Genomic DNA, 26,293 nt, shown 5'->3' with positions numbered 1-26,293 from the left:
TTCCGGGCGGCGCCGCCTCAGCGGGCTTCGTGGGGCGCGTCCGCGGTGCGGAGCCCGAAGCGCTCCTCGTAGCGGGTGAAGCGCTCGTGCAGGGCGCCCGGGTCGAGCCCGAACTGCGCGGGGTCGTAGTGGTGGCGGCCGCGCGCGTGCTGGCGATGGGCCCGGCCGTAGTGCTCGAAGCCCGCGACGACGCTCGCGGGCAGCTCGAGGTCCGCGGCCGCGTAGACGCGGCGGGCGGCCGCGATCGGGTCGGCGACGAGCGCGCGGTAGTCGAGGTCCACGAAGCGGGCGGAGCCGCGCAGGCCTTCGCCCGCGCGGAACGCGAGCGCGCGGTCGAGCCAGAGGGCGGTCTGCGCGGTCTGGAAGCGGCCCACGTCCACGGGATCGACGGCGTCGCTGTAGGTGGAGCGGAAGACCGCGAACAGGCTCGCGCCGGAGGCGATCGTCTCGACGACGTCGCGGTGCAGGTGCACGATGCAGGCGCCCGGGAAGGCGGCGACGAGGCTCGGCAGGGCGGCCAGGTGGGCGGGCGCCTTGAGGAGCCAGCGGCGCCCGTCGCCGGCATCGAGGGCCTGGAGCATCGCGCGGTAGCGGCGGTACGCGCCGCCGAAGGGCTCGCCCTCGAGCCAGGCGGCGTAGCCGTCGAGGCGCACGGTCGAGGGGAAGCCCCAGTTGCGGAAGTCCGTGCCCATCGCGAGCACGCACTCCTCGGGCAGGCGGGCGCCCGAGTCGTGGACGACCGCGAGCGCGGGGTTGAGCGCGTGGAGCCGCTCGTGGTGCGCGGCGGCCCGATCGATCGCGGCCTCGCGCTCGGCGCCGCGTAGCGGGCCGAGGCGCCACGGCGCCCCGAGCTCGGCCGGGAGCGGCGCGCGCAGGCGCGGGTCCGTGGCGAGCAGGCGGAACAGGAAGGTGGTGCCGGTGCGCCAGCCGCCGGTGATCACGATCGGCGCGCGGACGGGGCGCTCGAGAAGGGCGGGCGTCGCTGTCAGGTGTCGCGCCATCGCGAGGCGCGCGCGCAGGCGGCCGGCGGCCGCATCCCCCGCCATGCGCGTGCCGAGCGCGTTCAGGCGGCCGTCCTCGGCGGCGGAGCCCAGGTAGCGCTCGAAGCCGGCGCGCCAGTCGCCGTCGCCGAGGGCCTCCGCGGGCTCCTCGCCGAGCGCGCGGGCGAGCACGGCGGCCGGGTCGAGGCGGTAGCGTTCGGGGTGCGCGGCGCGCTCGGCCTCGGCGGCGGCGTGGAGGGCGCGGGCCGCGGCCGGGCGGACCGGCGGCGTCCAGGCGCCGCTCATGCCGGACGCGCGGCCCCGGCGAGCGGGACGACGCGCGCCACCGGCAGCGCGGGCGGCCGGACGGGCTCGAGCCAGCGCAGGACGAAGAGGCCGGTGGGGCGCCCCTCCGTGTCGAGCCAGCCGGGTCCCCCCGGATCCCCGGCGGCGATCACGAGCCGGTAGCGGCCCCCGTCGAGCGGGATCCGGGATCCCGTGAGCGACACCTGGCGATGCCGGTGGTCGAGCGAGTTCAGGAAGCGGCTGTAGAGCAGGACGTTCCAGTAGCGGCAGGCGACCGCCTCACCCTCGAGCACCAGCGCCTCGCCCGGCGCGAGCCGCCAGGCGCCGCGCAGGTAGTGGATGCCGGGCTCGGTGAAGGCGGCGCCGCCCTGCATCTCGCTCCAGTGCCGGACCTGGTTCGGCCGCGATTCCTCCTCGGCCTCGGCGGCCGCCCAGAGCGCCGTCACGCGCGAGAGGGTGGGCCCGAGCCTCGCGAGCCGGCGCGCGAAGCGGGCGGGCTCGATGAAGGGCGGCGGCGGCCCGCCGTCGAGCGCCTCGATGGCACAGCTCCCGGGCGCGTCGTGGCGGACGTCCTCGTAGAGCTGGCGGACCCAGATCGCGCTCGCGCCCTCGGGCAGCGGCAGCCAGTCGCCCGCGGCGGGGCGCTCGCCCCCGGCCGTCACCGTGAAGCGTCCCTCGCGGTCGAAGTGGAGCGCATCGCTGTCGAGACGCGCCGCAGCCCCGGCCGCCGCGAGGCCCGCAGCCGCGTAGGCCGTGAGCGAGACGAAGACCGCGCCGCCGCGCGTGCCGCGGATCCGGTAGCGGCGATCCGGACGCACGTCGGCCACCCAGTAGCGGAAGTCCGGGTTGTCCATGAGGAGCTTCTGGCGCCAGCCGTTGAAGGGCACCAGCTCGGGGCGCTCGCGGTCCACCTCGAAGCGGCCGAGCTGGTTGTGGAGCGCCCGCAGCAGCGCTCGGTAGCCGTCGGCCTGCTCCGCCGCCGACAGCTCCGTGCGCCGGGCCAGGCGCTCGCCGGCCTCGCCGAGGCCCGCGACGAATGCCCGCCACGCCTCCGCTGCGTCGACCGGGTCCTGCGGCACCGCGCCAACCTACCACGGGGCTCTACCCTCGGGACCGGAGGCCCCGTGACCACCCCCTACGAGCTCTACTACTGGCCCGAGATCCCCGGCCGCGGCGAGTTCGTGCGGCTCGTGCTCGAGGACGCGGGCGTGCCCTACGTGGACGTGGCGCGCCGGCCGCGCAAGGAGGGCGGCGGGATCGAGGCGGTCGTCGCGTTCTACGCCGGGAAGAGCGCGGGCCACCCGGTCTTCGCGCCGCCGGTCCTGAAGGCGGGCGAGCTCGTGCTCGCGCAGACGGCCCTGATCTGCCACTTCCTCGGCCGCCGTCACGGCCTGGCCCCTCCCGACGAGGCGGGCGAGCTCCACGCCCTCGAGCTCCAGCTCACGATCGCGGACCTGGTCGCCGAGGTGCACGATACGCACCACCCGATCAGCGCGTCGCTCTACTACGACGACCAGCGGCCCGAGGCGAAGCGGCGCGCGGCGCACTTCCTGGAAGCACGCCTGCCGCGCTTCCTCGGCTACTTCGAGCGCGTGCTCGCGGCCGGCGGCGCCGGTCTCCTGGCCGGCGACCGCGTCTCGCACGCCGATCTCTCCCTCTTCCAGGCGCTCGAAGGGCTCGCGTACGCGTTCCCGCGTGCCTTCGCGAGGGCCAGCGCCCCGACCCCGGGGCTCCTCACACTGAGAGAACGCGTTCGCGAACGACCCCGGCTCGCGGCCTACCTGGCCTCCGAACGGCGCAAGCCCTTCAACCAGGACGGGATCTTCCGGCACTACCCGGAGCTCGACCTCCGCTGACCCCTCTCCCCGGCCCGGTTGACGGTGAAGCCATATGGCGCAACAATCACGCCATATGGCCAGACCCTCTGCTCTCAGGGACCGCGAGCCTCCCGGGGCGCCTCCGGCGGGGCCCGGCGCACGCCCGGTCGAGGAGATCCTGGCCGTGCTCGGCGGCGGAGGGGCGCTCCCGGACGCACCCGCGAGCGCCGGGGATCTGCTCGCGCGCGTGCGCGAGGGCCTGCCCTTCGCGGCCGCCGCCGCGGTGATGGAGGGCTACGGCATCCCGCGCGACGACCTGTGCGCGGTCCTGCACCTCTCGCGGCGCAACTTCCTGCGCCGCCGCACCCAGGGGCGGCTCTCCGCCGACGAGTCGGACCGGCTCTACCGGCTCGCGCGCGTGCTCGCCCACGCGAACCGCGTCTTCGAGGACCCCGCCGCCTCGGCCGACTGGCTCCGCACGCCGAACCTCGCGCTCGGCGACGCGCCGCCGCTCGCGCTCCTCGACACCGACCTCGGCGTCGAGCAGGTGGACCAGGTCCTCGGCAGGATCGAGCACGGCATCGCCGGCTGATGCGGGTCTTCCGCCTGTGCAAGGCCGAGCACGCCCCGACGGCCTTCCGCGGCGAGGGTGCCGCCCTCTACCCGGGGCGCTGGCATCACGCGGGCACCCGCATCGTCTACACCGCAGAGAGTCGATCGCTCGCGGTGCTCGAGCAGCTCGTCCACCTCTCGCGCAACCGCCTGCCGCCGCACTTCGTCTGCTTCGCCGTCGACGTGCCGGACGACCTCGAGGTCCCCGCCCTGGCGCCCGCCGGCCTTCCGCCCGACTGGCGCCGCCAGCCGGGGCCGCCCGCCCTGCGCGACCTCGGGACGAGGTGGGCCGCGTCGCGCGCGAGCGCCTGCCTCGCAGTGCCCTCCGCCATCGTGCCGGGCGAGCGCAACCTGCTGCTCAACCCGGCGCACCCGGACTTCCCGCGCCTCGCGATCGGCCCCGCCGAGCCCTTCGCGCTCGACGAGCGGCTCGCCGCCGGGCGCTAGAAGCGCTCGCCCACCATCTCCTCCGACATCCCCCACAGCCGCTCGGCACCCTCGGCGTCGAGGGCCCAGGGCGCGTAGCCGGTGCGCGCCTCGGGGCCGGGCGAGGGGCCGGCGACGTGGCAGTCCTCGAGGTAGAGCCCGCCCCGGCCCTCGAGCTCGGGCGCGGTTGCGGCCCACACCTGGGTCGCGGCGCCCTGCGCGGGCTGCTTCCAGCGCGGCGGTCCGGCATCGGGCTGGGTCTTCGCGGCGGCGGCCACGCGCGCCAGCATCGCCTTGCGGTCGTCGTCGGTGAGGTGGCGGCCGAGCTCGGTGACGATCATGCCGGGATGGATCGCGAAGGCGCGCACGCCCTCGCGGCCGAGCCGGCGGTCGAGCGCGAGGGCGTGCCAGATGTTGGCGGTCTTCGCCTGGCCGTAGGCCTGCCACTTGTCGTAGGGGCGGCGGTGGTAGTGCGGGTCGTCGAAGTCGACGCTGCCCAGGCGGTGGCCGCCCGAGCTCACGCATACCACCCGCGCCGGCGCGCCCCGGCGCAGCGCCGGCGCGAGCAGGCCGGTCAGCAGGAAGTGGCCGAGATGGTTGGTGCCGAGCTGGAGCTCGAAGCCGCTCTCGGTGCGCGCGAGCGGGCACGCCATCACCCCGGCGTTGTCGACGAGCAGGTGGATCGCGGCGTGGCGGGCCAGGATCTCGCGCGCACAGGCGCGGATGCTCGGGAGCGAGCCGAGCTCGAGCCCGACGACCTCGACGGCGGGGTTGCCGGTGTCGCTGCGGATCCTGCCGGCGACGGCCTCGGCCTTGGCGGCGTCGCGCGCTGCACACACGACGGTGGCGCCGCGCGCCGCGAAGACGCGCGCCGTCTCGGCGCCGAGGCCGCTCGAGGCGCCGGTCACGACCGCCACGCGGCCGGCGAGGTCGACACCCGCGGCGACCTCGTCGGCCGTCGACTCGAACCCGAAGCGGGAGGGCTCCTGCTGCTGCACCGGGGGACTCCTTCCGGGCGGTCCGGTCCGCGGGGGAGTCCGCTGGCCGACCTCGGGCAGTTGATGCCACGTCCTGCCCCGCCGCCGCCACCGCCAGCGCGGCGGGCTGCGGATTCGGGCGGCCTCCCGGGCCTTGCTAGGCTCCGGCCCGGGGGAGCCGGATGAGCGAGGGAGCCGGGGTGGCGCCGGCCCGCGTCGGCCTCGTCCTGTCGGGCGGGGGCGCGCGCGGCGCCTACGAGGCGGGGGTCGTCTGCCATCTGCTCGAGCGGGTGCTCCCGCAGCTCCCGCCCGGAACCGAGCTCGACGTCGCGAGCGGGACCTCGGTGGGCGCGATCCACGCGGCCTACGTGATGGCGAGCGCCGGCGCCCCGCCGGCCGAGCGCGCCCGGCGCCTCGCGGCGACCTGGAGCGAGATGCGGGTCGCGGACGTGGTCCGCCTCGGGGTCCGGGACCTCGTCGGCGTACCGCTGCGCGCGCTCGGCTGGCGCCGGCTCGTGCGCCGCCCGCCCGGCGACGGCGAGGGCGACGTGGTCGGTGGCCTCGTCGACGTCGGCCCGCTCGAGGCGATCGTCGCCGAGCGCATCCCGTGGTCCGCGCTCGCCGCGAACCTGCGCCGCGGGCGCGCTCTCTGCGTGTCCTGCACCGACGTGAGCTCGGGCCTCGGTACGGTCTTCCTCGACGGCGCGCTCGCCGACCCGGGCCCCTGGGCCTTCGACCCGAACGCGCGGGCGCTGCGCACCACGATCGGTCCGGTGCACGTGCGCGCCTCGGCCGCGATCCCGTTCCTGTTCCCGGCCGTGCGCGTGGGGGAGCGCTTCTACGTCGACGGCGGCCTGCGCATGAACACGCCGCTCTCGCCGGTGCTGCGCCACGGCTGCAATCGCGTGCTCGTGGTGGCGGTGAAGCACGAGCGCGCACCCGACGCGGCGCTTCCGGAGTTTCCGGTGGAGGCGATCACCCAGCCCGCCTTCCTGCTCGGCAAGGTGCTCGACGCGCTGCTCCTCGACCACCTCGAGGTCGAGCTGCGGCGGCTCCAGGTCGTGAACGCGGTGCTGGCGCGCGGCCAGGAGGCCTTCGGCACCGGCTTCCTGCCGAAGATCAACGTGGCAGTGCGCGCCCAGCGCGGCGTCGGCTACCGGCACGTCGAGCACGCGGTCGTGCGGCCGAGCGAGGACCTCGGCGGGGTCGCCGCGGCGGCCTATCGCGGCGCCGGCCGCGGCTCGCTCGGCGCCCTGCCGGCGCTGCTCACCCGGCTCGCGCTGCGCGGCGTTCCCGATTTCGAGGCCGACCTCCTCTCCTACCTGCTCTTCGACCGCTCCTTCACGAACGAGCTCCTGGCGCTCGGCCGCGAGGACGCGCGCCGGCAGGAGGACGCCCTCCTGGCCCTGTGGAGCTGAGGGCGCGGTCCGGCGCGCGGGGGCCGCGCCGCTCCGCCGGGGGGGACCGCTCGCCACCTCCGCCCGAGCGGGCCCTCCCCGGGGCGGAGCTATCCTCTTCCGGCCCATGGCGACGCGCGCCCCGCTGCCGGTGACCCACCACGTGCTCGAGCTTCCGGGCCACGGCCGGCTCCGCGTGCGCGACATCGCGGGGCCGCCCGGCGCCCCGCCGCTGCTCCTCCTGCACGGGCTCGGCGCGACGGCGCGGCTCAACTGGGGCGCCAGCTTCCGCTCGCTGGCGCGACACTTCCGGGTCCTGAGCCTCGACCACCGGGGCCACGGCAGCGGCCTGCGCACGGCGCACTTCCGGCTCGAGGAGTGCGCCGACGACGCGGCGGCCGCGATGGCGGCGCTCGGGGTCGGGCGCTTCCTCGCGGCCGGCTACTCGATGGGCGGGCCGATCGCCTCGCTCGCCTGGCAGCGCCATCCGGAGCAGGTGGCGGGCCTCGTGCTGTGCGCGACGGCGCGCCACTTCGTCCCGCGCCGGGTGGCGCGCCTCGCGCGCGCGACCCTGCCGGCCGCGTCCGCCGCGCTGCGCCTGGTTCCGCTCACCGCGCGCCGCCACATGATCCAGCGCATGCTGGTGCGCGTCGAGCACCCGGAGCTGCGCGACACCGTGCGCGAGGACTTCCTCGGCCACGAGCCCGCCACCGTGATCCAGGCCGCCGAGGCGCTGACGCGCTTCTCCTCGCACGACTGGATCGGCAGCGTCGACGTGCCGACCGCGGTCGTCGTCACGACCGCCGACGAGCTCGTCCCGACCCCGCGCCAGTACAAGCTCGCGCGCTCGATCCCGGGCGCCGAGGTCTTCGAGGTCGACGGCGACCACGACGCCTGCGTGCGCTGCCGCGCCTTCGTGCCGACCCTCGTGCAGGCGTGCCTGTCGGTGGCGGGGCGGGCAGGCCTGCTCGGCCCGTCCGCGAGCGACACCACAGAGAGACGATCGGTCTCCTAGGCCCCGTCCCCGAGCAGCCAGCGCAGGGCGCTTCCGCCCGCCGCGTACTCCGCGCGCAGGCGCGCGCCGAGCTCCCGGGCGCGCTCCGCCAGGATCTCGTTGTCCACCACCACGCGGATCGCCTCCGCCAGCGCGCTGCTCGCGAGCCCGCGCCGCCGGCCGGCGGCGAGCCCGATCCCGAGCGCCGTCACGCGCCCGGCCCAGTAGAACTGGTCGAGGACGTGCGGGACCACGATCTGGGGCACGCCCGCGCGCGCCGCCGTCGTGGTCGTGCCGGCGCCGCCGTGATGGACGACCGCCGCACAGCGCGGGAAGAGGCTCGCGTGCGGAACGCTCCCGATCGCGAGGACGCCCTCCGGCAGCGCGCCCTCGCCGAGCCCCGCCCAGCCGCTCCCGATCAGCGCGCGCTGGCCCGCGGCCGCGATCGCGTCGAGGAGCTGCGCCGTCGTCGCGCGCGGATCGGGATCGGTCATGCTGCCGAAGCCCAGGTAGACGGGCGGCGGGCCGGCCGCGAGGAAGTGCTCGAGCTTCGCGGGGAGCGGCTCGTGCGGATCGAAGCCGTGCAGGCAGGGCACCTGCTCGAGGCCGGCGAGGTCGGCCGGCAGCGGGGCGAGCGCGCGGTCGGCGGCGAGCACCGGGCGCTCGCCGAGGAAGTGCGCCACGAGGTCGCCGGCCGGCGGCAGGCCGAGCGCGCGGCGGTAGCCGTCGAGCGCGGGGCGCAGGGTCAGGTTGAAGCCCGCGCGCAGCAGCCCCCAGGCCGGCCGGTGCGCCCAGCGCGGCAGCCGGACCGGCAGGAAGGCCGGCGCGTGCTCGGCCGAGGGCAGGATCGCGGGGCAGTAGACGACGTAGCGGTACGGCACGCCATGGATCTCGGCGACCGAGCGCGCGGCCGCCGCCACGCCGCCGGCGACCACCAGGTCGGCGCCGCGCGTGGCGGCGGGCAGCGCGGCGAACTGCGCTTCCAGCATCCGCCGGCTGTAGGAGCTGGTCTCGCGCAGGACGGCTACCGCATGGCCGTGCATCACGTGCGCGCGCTCGCTCAGGTACTCGCGCACCGGGCGGCCGACCGGGCGGTGCTCGATCCCGTGCTCGCGGGCCGCCCCGGCGAAGTCGGGCGGGCAACACAGGACCGGGTCGTGGCCCGCGGCCTGCAGGGTGCCGCCGAGCGCGAGCAGGGGATGGATGTCCCCGCGCGTCCCATCGGCGGTCAGGACGATACGCATGGGGCCGCCATCGATCGGGCGGGTACCGGACTTGAGGCAGACCGGGAGGTGCCCCCTCAGGGCTCGAAGGTCTTGCCGGGGTTCTGCCGCTTCCAGAGCTCGATCGTGTCGGGGCTGCAGGTGTCGGAGACCTTCTTCGACACGATGTGGTTCTTGTTCTGCGTGACGCCGCCCACCTGCGACTCGGCGTCGATCGTGCCGGTCGTGCCCCGGAAGTCCTGCCGCACGAGCAGGCGCACGCCGTCCTGGCAGGTGAGCACGACCGAGACCGCGCTGCCCTCGCGCTTCGACGACTCGACCTTGCAGCCGGCCTTCGGGTTGGCGCCCACCATCTCCTGCGCCCAGCGCTCGTGGTCGCTGAAGATCGCGGCGTCGGAGCGGGTGATGCACTGGCGCACGGTCCGGGGCGGCGGAGCCGGCTGCCCCGGGGCGGTGATCGTCATCACCTGCTCCCACTCGCCGGGCTCGAGGTCGGCCTCGGCCCCGGCCGGCGCGGCGGCGAGCAGCGGAACCAGGGCCAGGAGGAAGGAGGCGCGGGTCATGGATGCTCCTGCGGCTCCGCGCGCCGGTACGGCGTGCCGGGAGACCGCGGCGCGAGAGGCTACCGTAGGCGCGATGCGCGAGCGCCCCGAGCCGGTGGAGGTCCCGATCGACGCCCTCGGCGCCGACGCGCTCCAGGGGGTCATCGAGAGCTTCGTCGGCCGCGAGGGCACCGACTACGGCGAGCGCGAGCGCACCCTCGCCGAGAAGGTGGCCGACGTGCGCCGCCAGCTCGAGCGCGGCACCGCGCGCATCGTCTTCGACCCCGAGACCGAGAGCGTCGACATCGTTCCGGTGGGCTAGAACCACCTCGGTGTCGCCCCGAGGGAGCGGTGTGGGGCGGCGGCGGGCGGGTGCTTGCAGGATCGCCCGCGTCGGCGACCCTCGAAGGTGGAGGTGCCACGATGTCGTCCCCTCGCCTCCCGTCCTCACTCGCAGATCCCCCCCGCACCGATCCCGTCACGCTCGGGCGCCCGCCCTCCTCGGGGTCGGTTGCCGGCGGTGCGGCCGTCGCGCTCGAGCGGCACGTCGCCCGGCGGCTGCTCGCGGGCGTGCCCCGCGCGCCCTTCGCCCTCCGGCTTCCGAACGGCGAGACGCTCGCCCACCCGGGCGAGCGCCCGCGCGCGACGCTCGTGTTCCGGGATGCGGGTGCCCTGCTCGGCATGCTCGGGCCCGAGGGCGAGGTCCACTTCGGCGACGCCTACGCCGCCGGCCGCATCGAGGTCGAGGGCGATCTCCTCGATGTGCTGCTGCCGGTCTTCCAGGCACCGAAGCCCGGCGGGCCGATCGGTGCCGCCGGCGCGCTCTGGAAGCGCGCCCGCCGCCGGCGCAACTCGCTGCGCGGCTCGCGCGAGCACGTCCACCACCACTACGACCTCGGCAACGACTTCTACGCGCTCTGGCTCGATCGCGAGATGGTGTATACCTGCGCCTACTTCCCGAGGCCCGACGCCTCGCTCGAGGAGGCCCAGCTCGCCAAGCTCGAGCACGTGGCGCGCAAGCTGCGGCTGCGGCCGGGCGCGCGCGTGATCGAGGCGGGCTGCGGCTGGGGCGCCCTTGCGCTCCACCTCGCGCGCCGCCATGGCGCCCGCGTGCGCGCCTTCAACATCTCCCGCGCGCAGCTCGACTTCGCCCGCGCGCGGGCGCGGGCCGAGGGCCTGGCCGGCCAGGTCGAGTTCCTCGAGGACGACTACCGCAACGTCACGGCGCCCTGCGACGCCTTCGTGTCGGTGGGCATGCTCGAGCACGTCGGGCCCGAGCACTACGACGACCTCGGCCGGGTGATGAACCGCACCCTCGGCCCGGACGGGCGCGCCTTCCTGCACTTCATCGGCCGCCACCGGAGGGCGCCCTTCAGCCCGTGGGTCGAACGGCGGATCTTCCCGGGCGCCTACGCGCCGACCCTCGCCGAGCTCGGGCCCGCGCTCGAGACCGCGGAGCTCGCGATCGCCGACGTCGAGAACCTGCGCCCGCACTACGCGCGCACGCTCGAGCACTGGCTCGCGCGCTTCGAGGCGCATCGCGACGAGGTGCGCCGGCGCTTCGACGAGCGCTTCGTGCGGATGTGGCGCCTCTACCTGGCGGGCTCGATCGCCGCCTTCCGCGCGGGCTCGCTCCAGCTCTTCCAGGTGCTCCTCGCCCGGCCCCGCGGCGACGCGCTGCCCTGGACGCGCGACGACCTCTACCGGGACGCCTGACCCATGGAGCGCTGCGACGTGCTCGTGGTGGGCGGAGGTCCGGGCGGATCGTCCTGCGCGCGCGCGCTCGTGCGCGCGGGGCTCGAGGTCGTGGTCCTCGACCGGCGCCGCTTCCCGCGCGACAAGGTCTGCGCCGGCTGGATCACGCCCCCCGTGCTCGCCTGCCTCGGGGTGGACCCGGCCGAGTACGCGCGAGGGCGCGTGCTCCAGCCCGTGCACGGCTTCGCGGTGTCGCAGCTCGGCGCGGCGGCGGTGGCGCGCGTCGACTACGGGCGGCCCGTCTCGTACGGGATCCGTCGCTGCGAGCTCGACCACTTCCTGCTCGCGCGCGCCGGCGCGCGGCTGCGGCTCGGCGAGCCGCTGCGCTCGCTGCACCGGGCGGGCGGGCGCTGGGTCGCGAACGACGCCGTCGAGGCCCCCGTCCTGGTGGGCGCCGGCGGCCACTTCTGTCCGGTGGCGCAGCAGCTCGGCTGCGCCACCGGGCCGCCCGCGCCGGTCGTGGCGGCGCAGGAGATCGAGGTGCGCCTCGCGCCCGGCGCGCTCGAGAAGCTGGCCCTCGATGCCGCGCTCCCCGAGCTCTTCTTCGAGCCCGATCTCGCGGGCTACGGCTGGGTGGTGCGCAAGGGCGAGTGGCTGAACGTGGGGCTCGGCCGGCAGGGCCCCTCGCCCGGCGGGCTCGGCGAGTTCGTGGCGCGCTTCCTCGACCACGTGCGCGCCCTCGGCAAGGCCCCGGCCGCCTTCGAGGCGCGCTTCCGGGGCCACGCCTACCTGCTCCATGGCCAGGCCGCGCGCCCGCTCGCGGGCGAGGGCGTGCTGCTCGTCGGCGATGCGGCGGGGCTCGCCTATCCGCGCAGCGGCGAGGGAATCCGGCCGGCGGTCGAGTCGGGGCTCCTGGCCGCCCGCACGATCGCCGAGGCGGGCGGCGATCCGGCCGTGGCGAAGCTCACCGCCTACGCCGAGCGCATCGAGGCGCGCTTCGGCCCGCGCGGGCCGCGGCTGCCCGCCGCCGCGCCGGGCTGGAAGCGCGCGCTCGCGGGGCGGCTGCTCGCGAGCCCCGCCTTCGCGCGGCGCGTCGTCCTCGACCGCTGGTTCCTGCACCGGGAGGCGGCCGCGCTCGCCGCGTAGCTGGCGCATACTGCGCCCCCATGCGACGCCTGCTCCTCGGGATCGCGCTCTTCGGCCTGCTCGTGCTCGCCGGCTGGGGCCTCGCCTGGCTGCGCACGGGCGCCCGGGTCGGTGCCGGCTTCGCCGCCAAGGTGACCTGCTCGCTCGTCCACCTCTCGCGCTTCGACGCCGCGCACGTGGTCGGCGACTACGTCGCGCACGAGGTCGCCCCGCTCGGGCCGGTGCTCTCGGTCACGACGACACCGGACGGTGCCGAGGCGCGCGTGCTCGGCGGCGTGGTCTCGGCGCGGGCGGTCCTGCGCCCGGGGCTCGGCTGCACCCTCGTCGAGGCCGGCGAGACCTGGCCGCTCGCCGGGCCGGCCGCCGGCGTCGCGTTCGCGCGCCCCCGGCTCGACCCGGCCCTGCCCTGGCCGGCCGGCGAGGCGCCGCCCGCGGAGCCGCCGCCGCCGGCCGTGGCCGCCGCGATCGAGCGCGCGTTCGCCGAGCCGGGCCCGCCCGGGCGGCGCCAGACCCAGGCGGTGGTCGTGGTCCGCGACGGGCGGCTCGTCGCCGAGCGCTACGCCCCGGGCGTCGGGCCCGAGACCCCGCTCCTCGCCTGGTCGATGGCGAAGAGCGTGACGATGGCGCTCGTCGGCACGCTCGTCCTGCACGGGCGCCTCGACCCGGCCGCGCCGGCCCCCGTCCCCGAGTGGCGCGGGGCCGGCGACCCGCGCGGCGCGATCACGCTCGACCAGCTCCTGCGCCAGTCGAGCGGGCTCGCCTTCGGCGAGGACTACACCCCGGGCGGCGACGCCTCGCGCATGCTCTTCACGCGGCCCGACACGGGGGCCTTCGCCGCGGCCATGCCGCTCGCCTTCCCGCCCGACACGCACTGGTCCTACTCGAGCGGCACCTCGAACGTGATCGCGAGGCTCGTGCGCGACGTCTTCGGCGGCGACCTCGCCGCGATGGTGCGACACGCGAACGAGTCGCTCTTCGACCCCGCCGGCATGACCAGCGCCTTCTTCGAGCCCGACGCGTCGGGCAGCTTCGTGGGCTCCTCGTACCTGCACATGACGGCGCGCGACTGGGCGCGCTTCGGGGAGCTCTTCCGGCAGGACGGGGTCTGGAACGGGCGGCGCCTCCTGCCCGAGGGCTGGGTGCGCTACGCGGCGACGCCGACGCCGGCCGCGCCGCAGGGCGCCTACGGCGCGCACTGGTGGCTGAACGCCGGGACGCCGGGCCATCCCGAGGACCGCCCCTGGCCGCGCATCCCGGCCGAGGTCCGGGCCGCCCGCGGGCACAGCGGGCAGTGGGTGGCGGTGGTGCCCTCGGCGCGCCTCGTCGTCGTGCGCCTCGGCCTCACCGTGCCCGACGAGGAGCCCCTCGACGGCACCGAGACGCTGATCGCCGAGCTGCTCGCGGCCTACGCGCGCTAGACCACGTAGTGCAGCGGCATCTCGCCTCCGTCGGCGCCGCGGCGCGGGCACTCGGGGCAGTGCTCGTCGAGCAGCGAGTAGGCGTGGCGGACCGCGAGCATCGTGCTGGTCTGCCGAACGGGCTGCTCGCGGAAGATCCGGCCCGCGAGGCGGCGGGCGAGGTCGGTGCGGCCGAGCTTCTGGAAGAGCTCGCCGCGGACGCCGCCGAGGACGACCTTCACACCGCGCTCCTCGACACGATCGACGAAGCCTTCGAGCAGGGCGACGCCGACCGCGTCCGGGTTGCGCGCGCGCTTGACCCGCAGCACGAGCGCCTGGGTGCGCTCGTCGATGCGGTCCTCGATGGTCTGGAAGTGGGCCTCGAGGGCGGCCGTGGAGCCGAAGAAGAGCTCGCCCTCGAGCCCGAAGATCAGGATGTGCGCGCAGGGCCGGTCCTCGGGCAGCCGCTCGTGGATCTGGCCCTCGGGCGAGATCACGAACTCCGTGAGCAGCATGCGGCCGGCGCGCGGCACGGTCAGCAGGAACGACATGAAGATCCCGATCAGCACGCAGAACTCGATCGAGATCGCGATGGCCGAGATCGCCGTGACCCAGACGATGGCGGCGTCGAAGCGGGTCATGCGCAGGTGATAGAGAAGCGCGTGCCGGTCGATCATCTTGTACGCCGAGACCATCAGGATCCCGGCCAGCGCGGCGCGCGGGATGAAGCGCGCGTAGGGCGCGAAGAGCAGCACGATGAGCGCGACCGCCAGCGCGGACCACACGCCCGACCACTGCGTCGCGGCGCCCGCTTGCTGGTTGATGGCGGAGCGGGTGAGCGAGCCCGAGCCGGGGAAGCACCCGAAGAAGCTGCCGGTGAGGTTCGCGACGCCTTCGCTCAGGCACTGCTGGTTCATGTCGAGCTTCTGGCGGGTCTGGGCCGCGATCGCCTTCGCCATCGCGATCGCCTCGAGCAGCCCGAGCACGGCGATCGCGAAGGCACCGGTCGAGAGCTGCTGGATCATCGCGAGGCCGAGCGCGGGCGTCTGGAACGACGGCAGCTTGGCCGGGATCTCGCCGACCACCGCGACACCCCGCGCGTCGAGCCCGAGCTGGTCCACGAGGACCGCCATCGCGATCACGACCAGCAGCAGGTCCGGCAGCAGGCGCCAGCCGAGGCGCGCCTTGAGCCAGCGCAGGCCCACCACGGCCGCCACCGTCCCGAGCCCGATCGCGGCCGTCTCGGCCTGGATGCCGCCGCCTTCGGTGAGCGTGCGCCAGAAGCGCACCAGGAAGTGGTCGTGGACGCCGCCCCGGCCGTGGAGGCCGACCAGGTTCTTGAGCTGGTCGAGCACCAGGAGCGTTCCGGCACCCAGCGTGAAGCCCACGATCACCGAGTGCGAGATGTAGCGGGTGAGGTCGCCGAGGCGGAGCAGGGTGATGCCGAGCTGGATCGAGCCGACCAGGAGGGCGAGCAGGATCGCGGCCTCGACCCGGCTCTCGGGCACGACGCCCGAGATCGCGCTCAGGATCGCGATCGAGATCGCGTTGGTCGGGCCGTTGACGAGCTGGCGCGAGGAGTCGAAGAGGGCGCCCACGAACGTCATCACGATCGCGGTGTAGAGGCCGTGTTCGGGCGGGAGCCCGGCGACCAGCGCGTAGGCCATCGCCTGCGGCACGGCGACCGCCGCGACCGTGAGCCCTGCGAGGAGATCGGCGCGCGCGGCGCCGAGGTGGTAGCCGCGCAGCGCCCCGAAGGCGGGGACGATCCGGAGCAGCGCCTCCAGGAGGGGCTAGCTCCTGCCCGCCGCGCACCGGGCGGAGCGCGCGGCGGGGATCGCCACGGCGGTGCGGTCGGCGCGGACGCGCGGGACGGGCATCGCGGGGAGCCTAGCCCAGCGGTCGGCCGGAACCGGGGCGCGGCGCTGGCGCCCGGGTGGGCGCGATCCGCTCACGGGAAGACCAGCCAGCCGAAGCGGTCGGGCCGGTGGAAGTCGGGCGGCTCGGCGAGGGTCGGCGACCAGGCCGAGAACTGCCCGGCGCCCTCGCGGTCGATGCGATGGAAGTTGGCGCGCCAGCGCGTGCCGGGCGCGGGCGGCTCCGCGCCGAGGGCCGCGAACGGGATCGCCCACTCCGCGCACCACCAGGCGTGCCGCCCGTCCTGGTCGGCACACAGGCGCACGGCCCGCTGCCAGCCCGCGCAGCGCCAGGCGGGGTCCACCTTCATCGTCGCGCGCCGGCCGTAGGGGCTCTCGATGCGCGCCTCGAACCAGGCGCCGCGCGGGCTCTGCTCGAGCTCGTAGTAGCGGCGGGGGTCGGGACCGGGCGCCAGGAAGGCCTCCACGACCTCCTCGTCGTAGATCGGCTGGTTGCGCCCCTCGTAGCTCCCGCTCGCATCGCGGTCGACACAGTGGAAGCAGACGAGCAGGTGCTCGTCGTCGCGGGCGACACGCAGGGCGGTCGGCTGGAAGCGCCAGCGCGGCGCGAGCGGCGCGGCGTCCGGGGCGAGCGCGGCGAGCGCCACGGTCGTGGGCGGGGCGCCCTCGGCGCGCCGGCCGTGCGACGGCGTGAGCCAGACCGGGGCGAGCGCGTTCCAGGGCGGCTTGTGCGGGTCGCCGTCGATCGCGCCGGGCGCGCGGACCTGCGGACAGGCCAGCTCGGGAAGCGGCGGCTCGCGCATCGCTCAGGCCGCCTCGCCCTCGGCCGGCAGCCGGAGCTGCCCGCCGCTCGCGCGTGCGAGCGACTCCGCCAGCGCGCGGCGCATGCGCAGCGGGATGGCGGGCGCACGCGCGCAGCGGAGCGTGACGACCGGGACCCACAGCGCGCGGCCCGCCTCGGCGCGGAGCTCGGACCACGGCACCTCGATCGGAGGATGGCCGAAGGCCAGCGGGCGCGGCAGCGAGAGCCGCAGCGCCGACGGTCCCGCCGTGAAGGTGACGCAGCCGTTGTAGTCGATGCGGGCGCGAAGCCGCAGCGAGCGCATGCGAAAGGTCTCGCCGATCCCCGCGCTCACGATCCCGAGCGGCGGATAGGCCCGGGCCAGCTCCCGCCAGCCGCCCACCCGGCCGAGGAGCTGGAAGATCCCGACCCAGAGGGCGACGAAGCCGATCCCGACCCCGAGCGGGACGAGCCACGAGGGCGACGGTGCGTCCATCGGGCCGGATCCTAGTCCGTCCCTTGTGGGCGGCACGCGGGGCGCGATCCTCCCGGCGATGGAAGGGGCCGGGGAGGAGGCGCGGCGGCGCGCCGTGGCGCAGGCCTTCGCGATCCCGGGCCGCTGGCTCGGCTCGCAGCCGCTGCGCACGGGCTGGATCAACGAGACGCTGGTCGCCGCCTTCGACGAGGGCGGCCGGCGTGTGCGCTACGTGCAGCAGCGCATCAACCGGTCGGTCTTCGGCGACCCGGCGCAGTTGATGGAGAACGTGGCGCGCGTGAGTGCACACGTGCTGGCGGGGCTCGAGCGGGCGGGCGCTCCCGATCGCGAGCGGCGTGCGCTCCAGCTCGTGCCCGCGCGCGACGGCGCCCCCGCCTGGCGCGACGCGGCCGGCGAGACCTGGCGCACCTGGCGCTTCGTCGAGGGGGCGAGCAGCCGCGACGTGGTGCGCACGCCCGCCGAGGCCGGCGCCGCCGCCCTGGCCTTCGCCCGTTTCCAGGCGCAGGTGGCCGACCTCCCGGGGCCGCGCCTGCACGAGACGATCCGGGGCTACCAGGACGCGCGCCTGCGCTTCGAACAGCTCGTCACCACGGTGCGCGCCGACCCGGCCGGCCGCCTCGGCGCGTGCCGCCCCGAGCTCGGCTTCGTCACCGCGCGCGAGGCGATGGTGGACCGCCTGAACGGCCTGCGCGCCGCGGGAGCCATCCCCGAGCGCATCACCCACGGCGACACCAAGATCAACAACGTGCTCCTCGACGACCGCACGGGCGAGGCCTTGTGCGTGATCGACCTCGACACCGTGATGCCGGGCTTCGCGGTCTACGACTTCGGCGACCTCGTGCGCACCGCCGCCACGCGCGCCGCCGAGGACGAGCGCGACCTCGCGAAGCTGCGCGTCGACCGCGCGCTCTTCGCCGCGATCGCCGCGGGCTGGCTGCGCGGTGCCGGCGGCCTGCTCCTGCCGGCCGAGCGCGCCGAGCTGGTCTTCGCCGCCCGCCTGCTCCCGCTCGTGATCGGGATGCGCTTCCTGGCCGACCACCTGGCCGGCGACCGCTATTTCCGCTGCGACCGCCCCGGCCACAACCTCGACCGCGCCCGCGCGCAGCTCGCCCTCGCCGCCGACTTCGAGCGGCGCGCCGCCGAGCTCGAGGACGTGCTCGGCGCCGCCGATCCGGCGCCGGACCGCTGAGGCCCGGTCAGCGCAGGGCCGGCAGGAGGTCGCGTACGACGACCGGGGTGCCCGGGGCCGCAAGCGGCTCGACGGACTCGTCGGCGCGCGCGAAGCGCTGCGCCCGGTAGCGGCCGCCGGCCGCATCGGGCTCGCGCAGCACCTCGACCCCCCGCTCCGCGAGGTTCACGATCCAGTACTCCGGGATCCCGGCCCGCGCGTAGATCGCTGCCTTCGTGATCCGATCCTGGTGGAGCGACCAGTCCGAGACTTCGATGACCAGCAGGGCCGTGGCCGGATGGCGTAGCGAGTAGTCGCGGTGGGAGCCCGCGACCAGCGCGACGTCGGGCTCGGGTGCCGACCACGCGCCCAGGAGCAGCGGGGACTGCACGCGCAGGCAGCGCCCCGTACCCGCTATCGGCCGCAGGGCCTCGCACACGAGCCCGAGCGCCGCGGCGTGGGGCGGGTTGCTCGGCGGCATCGAGACGATCACCCCTTCGAGCAGCTCCAGGCGATCCCCGGCGAGCGTGCCCTCTTCGAGCAGGGCCAGATAACGCTCTACGGTGACGCGCAGCGGCTCTTGCGGAACGTGCGGGGTGACGTCGGCGGTCATCGGATCGGCCTCGATGCGGGCCTGGAGGAGGAGCCCGGACAGGGTAGCTGCCGGCCCGTCGCGGGCCAACGAGAACGGCCGGTCTCCGCGCGCGCGACAGCCAAGGGCCGCACGATACCATCGCCCCGGTGACGGTGACCGAGCCGGGCTACGACCTCGACCACGTGATCGCCCTTGCGACCGAGCTCGCGCGCCCGGCGCGGCCGGCGCTGCTCGCCGCCTTCACGCGCGCCTTCCTGCGCGGCATCGACCGCGTGGACGCGGGCGGCGAGCGCGCGCTCGCGCTGCGCGTGGCGGAGGCCTTCGCGTTCGCCGCGCAGCGTGCACCCGGCGCCATCGAGGTGCGGGTCACGAGCCCGCCCGCGCACCCGGGCCGGACGCTCCTCCAGCTCCTCCAGGACGACCGGCCCTTCCTGGTCGACACGACGCGGCTCCTGCTGCGCCGGCTCGAGCTGCGCGAGCGGCTCTTCCTGCATCCGATCCACGCCGCGCGCCGCGACGCCGAGGGCCGGCTGGTCGGGCTCGACGAGGAGGCCGGCGGGCTGCGCGAGTCGCTGCTCCACGTCGAGGTGTCGCCGCGCAGCGAGGATCCCGCGCAGCTCGCGGAGCTGGCGGCGCGGCTGCACGCGGCGATGGAGGAGGTGCGCGCCGTCACCGACGACTTCGCGGCGATGGTCGCGGGGGTGCGCGAGCTCGGCGCGCGCGCCGAGCAGGCCGGCCCGCGGCTGCCCGACGGGCGCCAGCGCGCCCGCCGCGTGCGCGCCTTCCTCGACTGGCTGATCGAGGGCCACTTCGTGTTCATGGGCGTGCGGCGCTACGCGCTGCGCGCGCTGCCCGAGGGCGGCACCGAGGTGCAGCTCGTCCCCGGCTCCGGCCTCGGTCTCTTCCGCTCCGACGCCGACAGCCGGCTGCGTGAGCCCCGCCGCGGCGACGCGATCCCCGACGAGCTGCGCGACGTCCTCGACGACCCGCGCATCCTGGTCGTCGGCAAGTCGCGCCGCGAGGCGCCGATCCACCGCGCCGGCCGCCTCGACCGGCTCGCGCTCACGGACTACGACGAGGCCGGCCGCCCGAGCGCGCTCACCCTGGTCTTCGGCCTGTTCACCGCGCAGGCGCTGCGTACGCCCGGCTCCAAGGTCCCGCTGCTCTCCGCGCGCCTCGAGCAGATCCTGCGCGACGAAGGGGCGGAGCCGCGCTCGCACCGCCATCGCGCGCTCTTCGACGCCTTCGACTCGGCGCCGCTCGAGGTGCTGCTCGGCCGCGACGTCGAGGGGGTGGCGGCGCTGATGCGCGAGATCGTCGGCGCCGAGGGCTCGAAGACGGCGCGCCTCGTGCTGCGGGCGGACCGCCGCGGGCGCAGCCTCTACGCCGCCGTCCTGCTGCCGCGCGAGCGCTACGGCGAGGAGCTGCGCGCGCGGCTGCGCGCGTTGCTGGGCGCCCGCACCGGCGCCACCTGGATCGACGACCGTGCCTCCTTCATCGAGGAGGGGACGGCCGTCATCCACTTCTTCTGCACCGCGGCGACCGCCCTGACCCTGCCCGACCCCGCGGCGCTCGCGGAGGAGGTCCAGGCGCTCGGCGCGAGCTGGGAGGAGCGGCTGCAGGAGGCGCTGGTGGCGCGCTTCGGCGAGGACGCGGGCGCGGCGCTCGCGGCTCGCTACGAGGACGCCTTCCCGGCCGAGCTGCGCGTCGCCACCGATCCGCGCGACGCCGTGCGCGACGTCGAGGCGCTGGAATCGCAGGCGCGCGACGGCGGCCCGCGCTTCGCGCTCTTCTTCGCGCGCGACGAGCCGGAGCGCGAGACCACGACCCTGCGCATCTTCCTGCCTGCCCCACGCCTGCTCTCGGAGCTGCTGCCGGTCGTCGACGGCTTCGGGATCCGCGTGGTCGACGCGCAGCAGGTGACGGTCACGCCGGCGGGTCGCGAGCCGGTGGCGGTCCACACCCTGCGCGTGCTCCCGCTCGGCGCCGACCAGGCCGACCTCGACGCGATCGCGCCGCGCCTCGCGGGCGCGCTCGGCGCGGTGCTCGCGGGCGCGGTCGCGAGCGACCCGCTCAACGGGCTCGTGCTCGGCGCCGGGCTCGACTGGCGCGAGGTCGACGTCGTGCGCGCGCAGCTCGAGTACTTCCTGCAGATCCAGGGGGCCCTCACGCGGCCCTTCGTGCGCACGGTGCTGCTCGAGAACCCGCTGGCGGTGCGGCTCCTCGTGCAGCTCCACGCCGCGCGCCTCGACCCCGCCGTGTCCGAGGCCGGGCGCGCGGCGCGCGAGGAGGAGCTGCGCCGCGCCTTCGAGGGCTATCGCGACCGCATCCCCTCGCTCAACGAGGACCGCGCGCTCGCCGGCCTGCTCTCGATCGTCGAGGCGACGCTGCGCACCAACGCCTTCGCGGCCAGGGCGCGCGCCGCGGGCCCGGCGCCCGGCGCGCCCGAGGGCCCCCACGTCCTCGCCTTCAAGCTCGACCCCGCCCGGGTGCCCGAGATCGCCGCTCCCCGGCCGTACCGCGAGATCTTCGTGCACTCGGTGGAGCTCCAGGGCGTCCACATCCGGGGCGGAGCGGTCGCGCGCGGCGGCCTGCGCTGGAGCGACCGGCTCGACGACCTGCGCGTCGAGATCCTGGGCCTCATGCGCACGCAGATGCTGAAGAACGGCCTGATCGTGCCGGTCGGCGCGAAGGGCGGGTTCGCGCTGCGCCGCCCCGGGCTGCCGCCGCGCGAGGCCCGCGCGCGCGCGGACGAGCAGTACCGGGTCTTCGTCGCGCACCTCCTCGACCTGACCGACGACCTCGATCCCTCCGGCGCCGCCGTCCCGCCGCCCGGCCTCGTGCGCCGCGACGGCGACGACCCCTACCTGGTCGTGGCGGCCGACAAGGGCACCGCGCACCTCTCGGACACCGCCAACGCGATCGCCGAGGCGCGCGGCTTCTGGCTCGGCGACGCCTTCGCCTCGGGCGGCTCGAACGGCTACGACCACAAGAAGTACGGGATCACCGCGCGCGGCGCCTGGGAGTGCGCGCGCCACCACCTGGCCGAGCTCGGCATCGACCCCGAGCGCGACGTCTACACCGCGACCGGGATCGGCGACATGTCGGGCGACGTCTTCGGCAACGGCTTCCTCCTGATGCGGCGCGTGAAGCTGCTCGGGGCCTTCGACCACCGCCACGTCTTCGTCGACCCGGACCCGGATCCGGCCACCGCCTGGGCCGAGCGCAAGCGCCTCTTCGAGACGCCGGGCTCGAGCTGGGCCGACTACGACCCGGCGAAGCTCTCGCCCGGCGGCGGCGTCTTCGCGCGCGGCGCGAAGGCGATCGAGCTGGCGCCGGCCGTGCGCGAGCGGCTGGGGCTGGGCCCCGGCCGGATCTCGGGCCCCGAGCTGGTGCGCGCGCTCCTCGCGCTCGACGTGGACCTGCTCTGGAACGGCGGCATCGGCACCTACCTGAAGGCGAGCCACGAGTCGCACGCCGACGTCGGCGACCGCGCGAACGACGCCGTGCGCATCGACGCGGCGCAGCTCCGCGCGCGGGTGGTCGCCGAGGGCGGCAACCTCGGCTTCACCCAGGCCGCGCGCGTCGAGGCCGCGCTCGCCGGCGTGCGGATCGAGACGGACGCGGTCGACAACTCGGCCGGCGTCGACCTCTCGGACCACGAGGTGAACTACAAGATCCTGCTGGCGCCGCTGGTGCGTGCCGGCAAGCTCGGCGTCGGGGAGCGCAACCGCGCGATCCACGGCGCCGCGGACGACGCCTGCGCGAGCGTGCTCGCCCACAACCGCGGCCAGGCGCTCTCCCTCTCGCTCGACGAGCTGCGCGCGCGCCGCGCGCCGGGCGCCTTCCTGCACGCGATCGAGGAGCTCTGCGCGGCGGCGGACCTGGACCCGGGCGCCCTGCGCCTGCCGGACGGGAAGGCGCTGGCCGCGCGCGCAGCGGCGGGGCGCAGCCTCGTGCGGCCCGAGCTCGCGGTCCTGCTCGGGATCGCGAAGCTCGTGGTGCGGCAGGCGCTCGCGGCGAGCCCGTGGTCGGAGGCGCCCTACCTCGAGCCGCTGCTGCAGGGCTACTTCCCGCCGCGCTTCCGGGCCGAGTGGCCGGCGGCGATCGGCGAGCACCCGCTGCGGCGCGAGATCACGGCGCTGGTCGCGACGAACCGCCTCGTCGACGCGGGCGGGGTGACCCTCGTGCCAGCGCTGGCCGGCGAGCTCGGCGTCTCCTTCGCCGACGCCGCCGCGGCCGCCCTGCTCGCCGAGGACGTGCTCGAGGCGCCGGTGCGGCGCGCGGCGCTGCTCGCGCTCGGGCGCCCCACCCCACGCGTAACGGTGTATGGTGCGCTCCTCGAGCTCGACCGCGGCGTGCGCGCGACCGCTCGCTACCTCGCGCGCAGCGGCGTGCTCGCGCTCGACCCCGCGCGGGTCGAGCGGCTGCGGGCGGGCCTCGCGGGGCTCCAGGCCGAGGCGGAGCGGCTGCTCACACCGGCCGAGCTTGCCGAGGCGGCCGCCCGGCGCGACGCGCTCGCGGCCGACGGCCTCCCGCCGGAGCTCGCGGGCGCCGTCGCCTCGGCCGCCTTCGCCGACCGCGGGCTCAACGTCCTGAGCGTCGCCGAGCGAACCGGCACAGCGCCGCTCGACGCCGGCCGCGCGCTGGCCCGGATCGGCGAGGGCGCGGGGATCCTCTGGCTCCACCAGCGCCTGCGCGCGATCGATCCGGGCGATCCCTGGGACCGGCTGGCGCTCGCCGACCTGCGCTGGGAGCTCCTCGACCTCCAGCGCGCGCTCGCGGAGGCGGTGCTGCGGGCCGGGCCCGCCGACCCTGCCGCCGCCGCCGACACCTTCCTGGCCCGCCACGAGGCGCTCCTCGGGCAGGTGCGCGAGCTCCAGCAGGAGGCGGGCGCGCACCCCTCCCCGAGCGCCCTCGTGGTGATCGCGAGCCGGCTGCGGGCGCTGCGCGGCTGAGCGCCGCCGTGGCCCCGGAAGCCCCGAGACCGCCCCGGGCGCCTCAAGACCGGCCCGGAAGCCGCCGCTATGCTCGGCCGGGCGCGACCCCAGCGAGCCCCCCGCCCGTCGAGCCGTCCTCCGTCGAGTCGCCTCCGAGGATCCGAATCCGCTGCGAGGAGCCGTTTCGTTGTCGCACCCGCCGCCTGCTGCGCCCGCCCCGCTGACGCCGGTCGAGCGCTGCCTGCGCGTCTTCACCGACGTGCGCGCCGGCGAAGGCCGCATCGCGCTGCTGATGTTCGCGAACGTGTTCCTGCTGCTCTGCGCCTACTACCTGCTGAAGCCGCTACGCGAGGGCTGGCTCGCGATCTCGGACGTCGGCGACCTCTCCAAGACCGAGCTCAAGGCCTACACGGCCTTCGGCCAGACGGTGCTGCTCGCGGGCTTCGCGTCCTGGTACGGGCAGCTCGTCGAGCGCTGGCCGCGCCGCGTGCTGATCACGCGCGCGACGCTCTTCTGCATGGCGAACATCGTGGTCTTCTGGCTCGTGCAGCCCGACTTCCTGATCGGCCACGTCCGGGGCCTCGGCTTCGCCTACTACGTCTGGGTCGGGATGTTCGGGGCCTTCGTGGTCGCGCAGTTCTGGGCCTTCGCGGCGGACCTCTATCCCCAGGAGCAGGGCAAGCGGCTGCTGCCGATGATCGCGATCGGGGCCACGAGCGGCGCCATGACCGGCGCCTGGCTCGAGGGCCAGCTCGTGGCCTGGAAGCTGCTCGACGCGCGCTTCCTCCTGCTCGCGGCGATCCCGCTGCTCGCGATCGCGCTTGGGCTCACGCGGCGGGTGGACCGCGCGATGGGCGGGGTCGGCAAGCGGCAGGGCGCGCGGCCCGAGGGCCAGGTGCTCGAGGGGCGGGCGGCGCTTCCGATGGTGCTCGGCAACCGCTTCCTGCTGGCCGTGGCCGTCACCACGCTCCTGCTGAACGGGGTGAAGACCCTCGGGGAGAGCATCCTCTTCGGGGCGGTCGGGGACGTGGTCGCGGCCCAGGCGGCGGCGGCCGGGGTCACCGGCGAGGCCGCCCTGCGCGCCTTCGAGCACTCGGTCACGACCGCCTTCTACGGGAACTTCTTCTTCTGGATCAACGCATTGGCCCTGGTGCTACAGGCCTTCTTCGCATCCCGGCTGCTCCGCTACGGGGGGTTCGGCGCGCTGTTCCTGATCCTCCCGGTGGTGGCACTCACCTCGTACGCGGCGATGTGGGTCCTGCCGCTGCTCTGGGTGATCAAGAGCATGAAGATCGTGGAGAACGCGACCGACTACTCGATCCACAACACCGCGCGGCACGTCCTGTGGCTGCCGATGTCCCAGGAGGTCACGTTCAAGGCCAAGCCCACGATCGACACGTTTTTCATGAGGGCTGGCGATGGGTTGGCGGCCCTTACCGTCCTCCTCGGCAGTCAGGTATTCTCGGCCCCCGACCGATCCTACTTCGCCGTCAACATCGCTCTGTGCCTGGCCTGGCTGGGGCTCGCGGTGTGGATCGTGCGGGAGCATTCGAAGCTGAGCGGCGATGCCGACCCCCGAGGCGCGCCCGATCGGAGAGACGTCGAGATGGAGCCCCGGACGGCGCCCGCCGGCTGAAGGCGGGCCGTGCCGCGGGCGTTCCAGGAACCCAGGGGGGAAGCGATGGGGGTGCAGGGACCGATGCACGAGGCGCCGCGCTGCCGGATCCGGGCCGCCACGGCCCTGCTGGCGACGGCGCTCCTGCTCGCGGCGGGTACGGGCACGGCCCACGCGCAGGGCATGCGCAGGTCGGTGCGGCTCCACCCGAAGCCGGCCGCGGCTCTTCCCGCCCCCGCGCCGGCCGCAGCGGCTCCCGTCCTGCCCGCGCCGCCGGCGCCCGCCACGCCCGCCGTCGACGGGGGGCTCGGCACCGCGGCGCTCCTCTCCGACCTCACCCAGCCGGCCCCGGGCGACCTCTTCCAGCCCAAGCCCGGGCGCTGGGACCCCGCGCCGCTCTGGAGCTACCTCGACCCCGTCCTCGAGGACGGCCTCGCCGACGCGCTCCGCCAGCTCGGCCTGCAGTGGGCGATCGACCAGCACAAGCTCGGCGTGGCGCTCGTCGACATCACCGACGTGCGCCAGCCGCGGGTCGCCTCCATCAACGGCGACACCATGCTCTACGCGGCGAGCCTCCCGAAGATCTGCGTGATGCTCGCGATCTACCAGAAGGCCGCCGAGGGCCGGCTCCAGATCGACGACGAGACCTACGTCGAGATGCTGCGCATGATCCGGCGCTCGTCGAACGCGGACTCGACGACGCTCATGCACAAGGTCGGCAAGGACTACATCGCGCGCGTCATGCTCTCGCCGCGCTACCGCCTCTACGACCCGTTCCACAACGGCGGGCTGTGGGCGGGCAAGGACTACGCGGCGGTCGGCGCCTGGCGCCGCGACCCGATGTACAACCTCTCGCACGCCGCGACCGCGATGCAGGTGGCACGCTTCTACTACCTGCTCCAGACCGGCCGCCTCGTGAGCCCGCAGGCCAGCGAGGAGATGAAGACCATCCTCCGCCACTCGGCGAGCGACCACAAGTTCCTGCGCGGCATCCGCGCGATCCGGCCCGACGCGCTCGTCTACCGCAAGGCCGGCACCTGGGGCGAGGCGCACGCCGACGGCGCCCTGATCGAGCGCCGCGACGGCGCCACCTACATCGCGGTCGGCCTCGCCGAGGACCCGATGGGCGGCGAGTGGCTCAAGCAGATCATCATCCAGATGGACCGCCTGATCGACGACCAGCCCTACCAGCAACGCGTCCGCCGCACCCGCCTCCCGAGCGAAGCCCCCCTCTCCGTCAGCGCCGGCGGGTGAGGAGGGGACAGACCCGGCGATCCGGCGATTCGCCAGAGCGAATCGCCGGATCGCC

The 26,293-nt window shown here is 75.8% G+C and carries 22 protein-coding genes; 13 read left to right on the top strand and 9 right to left on the bottom strand.

What is annotated here, in order from left to right; all coding sequences use genetic code 11:
- Positions 1 to 17: 17 nt before the first annotated feature.
- A complete protein-coding gene (locus OZ948_15995; GenBank protein MEB2346227.1) occupies positions 18 to 1,286 on the bottom strand; it encodes a sulfotransferase in 1,269 nt (422 codons plus the stop codon).
- Positions 1,283 to 2,365, bottom strand: a complete 1,083-nt coding sequence (locus OZ948_15990) for a DUF1214 domain-containing protein (protein MEB2346226.1) — start codon at positions 2,363 to 2,365, stop codon at positions 1,283 to 1,285. Before OZ948_15990 ends, OZ948_15995 begins: the two co-directional genes overlap by 4 nt.
- Before the next feature lie 45 nt (positions 2,366 to 2,410).
- Between OZ948_15990 and OZ948_15985 the strand changes: the two genes are divergently transcribed.
- From OZ948_15985 to OZ948_15975, 3 genes are all read left to right on the top strand, one after another.
- The gene (locus OZ948_15985) at positions 2,411 to 3,142 is read left to right on the top strand and encodes a glutathione S-transferase (GenBank protein ID MEB2346225.1); all 732 of its coding nucleotides are present in this window, start codon (positions 2,411 to 2,413) and stop codon (positions 3,140 to 3,142) included.
- A gap of 145 nt (positions 3,143 to 3,287) precedes the next feature.
- Complete coding sequence (locus OZ948_15980) at positions 3,288 to 3,695, top strand: DUF2384 domain-containing protein (protein MEB2346224.1); 408 nt, start codon at positions 3,288 to 3,290, stop codon at positions 3,693 to 3,695.
- A complete protein-coding gene (locus OZ948_15975; protein ID MEB2346223.1) occupies positions 3,695 to 4,162 on the top strand; it encodes an RES family NAD+ phosphorylase in 468 nt (155 codons plus the stop codon). Before OZ948_15980 ends, OZ948_15975 begins: the two co-directional genes overlap by 1 nt.
- On the opposite strand, the gene OZ948_15970 is transcribed toward OZ948_15975, so the two are convergent.
- Positions 4,159 to 5,139, bottom strand: a complete 981-nt coding sequence (locus OZ948_15970; GenBank protein ID MEB2346222.1) for an SDR family NAD(P)-dependent oxidoreductase — start codon at positions 5,137 to 5,139, stop codon at positions 4,159 to 4,161. The genes OZ948_15975 and OZ948_15970 overlap by 4 nt on opposite strands.
- Before the next feature lie 161 nt (positions 5,140 to 5,300).
- Here OZ948_15970 and OZ948_15965 point away from each other — a divergent pair, with 161 nt between their 5' ends.
- Positions 5,301 to 6,536 carry a patatin-like phospholipase family protein gene (locus OZ948_15965; protein MEB2346221.1) on the top strand — a complete coding sequence of 412 codons (1,236 nt, stop codon included), beginning with the start codon at positions 5,301 to 5,303 and terminating at the stop codon, positions 6,534 to 6,536.
- Between the two features lie 106 nt (positions 6,537 to 6,642).
- On the top strand, positions 6,643 to 7,530 hold the full coding sequence (locus tag OZ948_15960; GenBank protein ID MEB2346220.1) for an alpha/beta fold hydrolase: 888 nt from the start codon (positions 6,643 to 6,645) through the stop codon (positions 7,528 to 7,530).
- On the opposite strand, the gene OZ948_15955 is transcribed toward OZ948_15960, so the two are convergent.
- Together OZ948_15955 and OZ948_15950 are read right to left on the bottom strand one after the other, a co-directional pair.
- Positions 7,527 to 8,753, bottom strand: a complete 1,227-nt coding sequence (locus OZ948_15955) for a glycosyltransferase (GenBank protein MEB2346219.1) — start codon at positions 8,751 to 8,753, stop codon at positions 7,527 to 7,529. The genes OZ948_15960 and OZ948_15955 overlap by 4 nt on opposite strands.
- A gap of 56 nt (positions 8,754 to 8,809) precedes the next feature.
- The gene (locus tag OZ948_15950) at positions 8,810 to 9,295 is read right to left on the bottom strand and encodes a DUF3617 family protein (protein ID MEB2346218.1); all 486 of its coding nucleotides are present in this window, start codon (positions 9,293 to 9,295) and stop codon (positions 8,810 to 8,812) included.
- A 73-nt stretch (positions 9,296 to 9,368) separates the two neighbouring features.
- Here OZ948_15950 and OZ948_15945 point away from each other — a divergent pair, with 73 nt between their 5' ends.
- The 4 genes from OZ948_15945 to OZ948_15930 all read left to right on the top strand — a co-directional run bounded on the left by OZ948_15945 (position 9,369) and on the right by OZ948_15930 (position 13,533).
- Positions 9,369 to 9,596 carry a YheU family protein gene (locus tag OZ948_15945; GenBank protein MEB2346217.1) on the top strand — a complete coding sequence of 76 codons (228 nt, stop codon included), beginning with the start codon at positions 9,369 to 9,371 and terminating at the stop codon, positions 9,594 to 9,596.
- Between the two features lie 101 nt (positions 9,597 to 9,697).
- Positions 9,698 to 10,990: a cyclopropane-fatty-acyl-phospholipid synthase gene (locus tag OZ948_15940; protein ID MEB2346216.1), complete on the top strand. Its 1,293-nt coding sequence runs from the start codon at positions 9,698 to 9,700 to the stop codon at positions 10,988 to 10,990.
- 3 nt (positions 10,991 to 10,993) lie between these two features.
- Entirely contained in the window at positions 10,994 to 12,115 is a 1,122-nt protein-coding gene (locus tag OZ948_15935) for an NAD(P)/FAD-dependent oxidoreductase (protein ID MEB2346215.1), read from the top strand.
- A 20-nt stretch (positions 12,116 to 12,135) separates the two neighbouring features.
- Entirely contained in the window at positions 12,136 to 13,533 is a 1,398-nt protein-coding gene (locus OZ948_15930; protein MEB2346214.1) for a serine hydrolase, read from the top strand.
- On the opposite strand, the gene OZ948_15925 is transcribed toward OZ948_15930, so the two are convergent.
- From OZ948_15925 to OZ948_15915, 3 genes are all read right to left on the bottom strand, one after another.
- Positions 13,530 to 15,260: a SulP family inorganic anion transporter gene (locus tag OZ948_15925; protein MEB2346213.1), complete on the bottom strand. Its 1,731-nt coding sequence runs from the start codon at positions 15,258 to 15,260 to the stop codon at positions 13,530 to 13,532. The genes OZ948_15930 and OZ948_15925 overlap by 4 nt on opposite strands.
- Positions 15,261 to 15,463: 203 nt before the next feature.
- Entirely contained in the window at positions 15,464 to 16,192 is a 729-nt protein-coding gene (locus tag OZ948_15920; protein ID MEB2346212.1) for a carbohydrate-binding family 9-like protein, read from the bottom strand.
- 3 nt (positions 16,193 to 16,195) lie between these two features.
- Positions 16,196 to 16,666, bottom strand: a complete 471-nt coding sequence (locus OZ948_15915; protein ID MEB2346211.1) for a hypothetical protein — start codon at positions 16,664 to 16,666, stop codon at positions 16,196 to 16,198.
- A 58-nt stretch (positions 16,667 to 16,724) separates the two neighbouring features.
- On the opposite strand from OZ948_15915, the gene OZ948_15910 reads away from it, so the two are divergent.
- Positions 16,725 to 17,855 (top strand): phosphotransferase, encoded by a 1,131-nt coding sequence (locus OZ948_15910; GenBank protein ID MEB2346210.1) that lies wholly within the window; start codon positions 16,725 to 16,727, stop codon positions 17,853 to 17,855.
- A gap of 7 nt (positions 17,856 to 17,862) precedes the next feature.
- Here OZ948_15910 and OZ948_15905 read toward each other — a convergent pair whose 3' ends face one another.
- Positions 17,863 to 18,447, bottom strand: coding sequence for a Uma2 family endonuclease (locus OZ948_15905; protein ID MEB2346209.1), 585 nt, complete (start codon positions 18,445 to 18,447; stop codon positions 17,863 to 17,865).
- Positions 18,448 to 18,575: 128 nt separating this feature from the next.
- Between OZ948_15905 and OZ948_15900 the strand changes: the two genes are divergently transcribed.
- The 3 genes from OZ948_15900 to OZ948_15890 all read left to right on the top strand — a co-directional run bounded on the left by OZ948_15900 (position 18,576) and on the right by OZ948_15890 (position 26,238).
- Positions 18,576 to 23,387 (top strand): NAD-glutamate dehydrogenase, encoded by a 4,812-nt coding sequence (locus tag OZ948_15900; GenBank protein ID MEB2346208.1) that lies wholly within the window; start codon positions 18,576 to 18,578, stop codon positions 23,385 to 23,387.
- 169 nt (positions 23,388 to 23,556) lie between these two features.
- Positions 23,557 to 25,005, top strand: a complete 1,449-nt coding sequence (locus tag OZ948_15895) for a hypothetical protein (protein ID MEB2346207.1) — start codon at positions 23,557 to 23,559, stop codon at positions 25,003 to 25,005.
- 51 nt (positions 25,006 to 25,056) lie between these two features.
- The gene (locus OZ948_15890) at positions 25,057 to 26,238 is read left to right on the top strand and encodes a serine hydrolase (GenBank protein ID MEB2346206.1); all 1,182 of its coding nucleotides are present in this window, start codon (positions 25,057 to 25,059) and stop codon (positions 26,236 to 26,238) included.
- The last annotated feature ends 55 nt before the right edge of the window (positions 26,239 to 26,293 follow it).

The organism is Deltaproteobacteria bacterium (assembly GCA_035063765.1).
Lineage (GTDB): Bacteria > Myxococcota_A > UBA9160 > UBA9160 > PR03 > CAADGG01.
The sequence above is the reverse complement of the archived record's forward strand: the minus strand, read 5'-3'. Positions and strand labels throughout refer to the sequence as shown.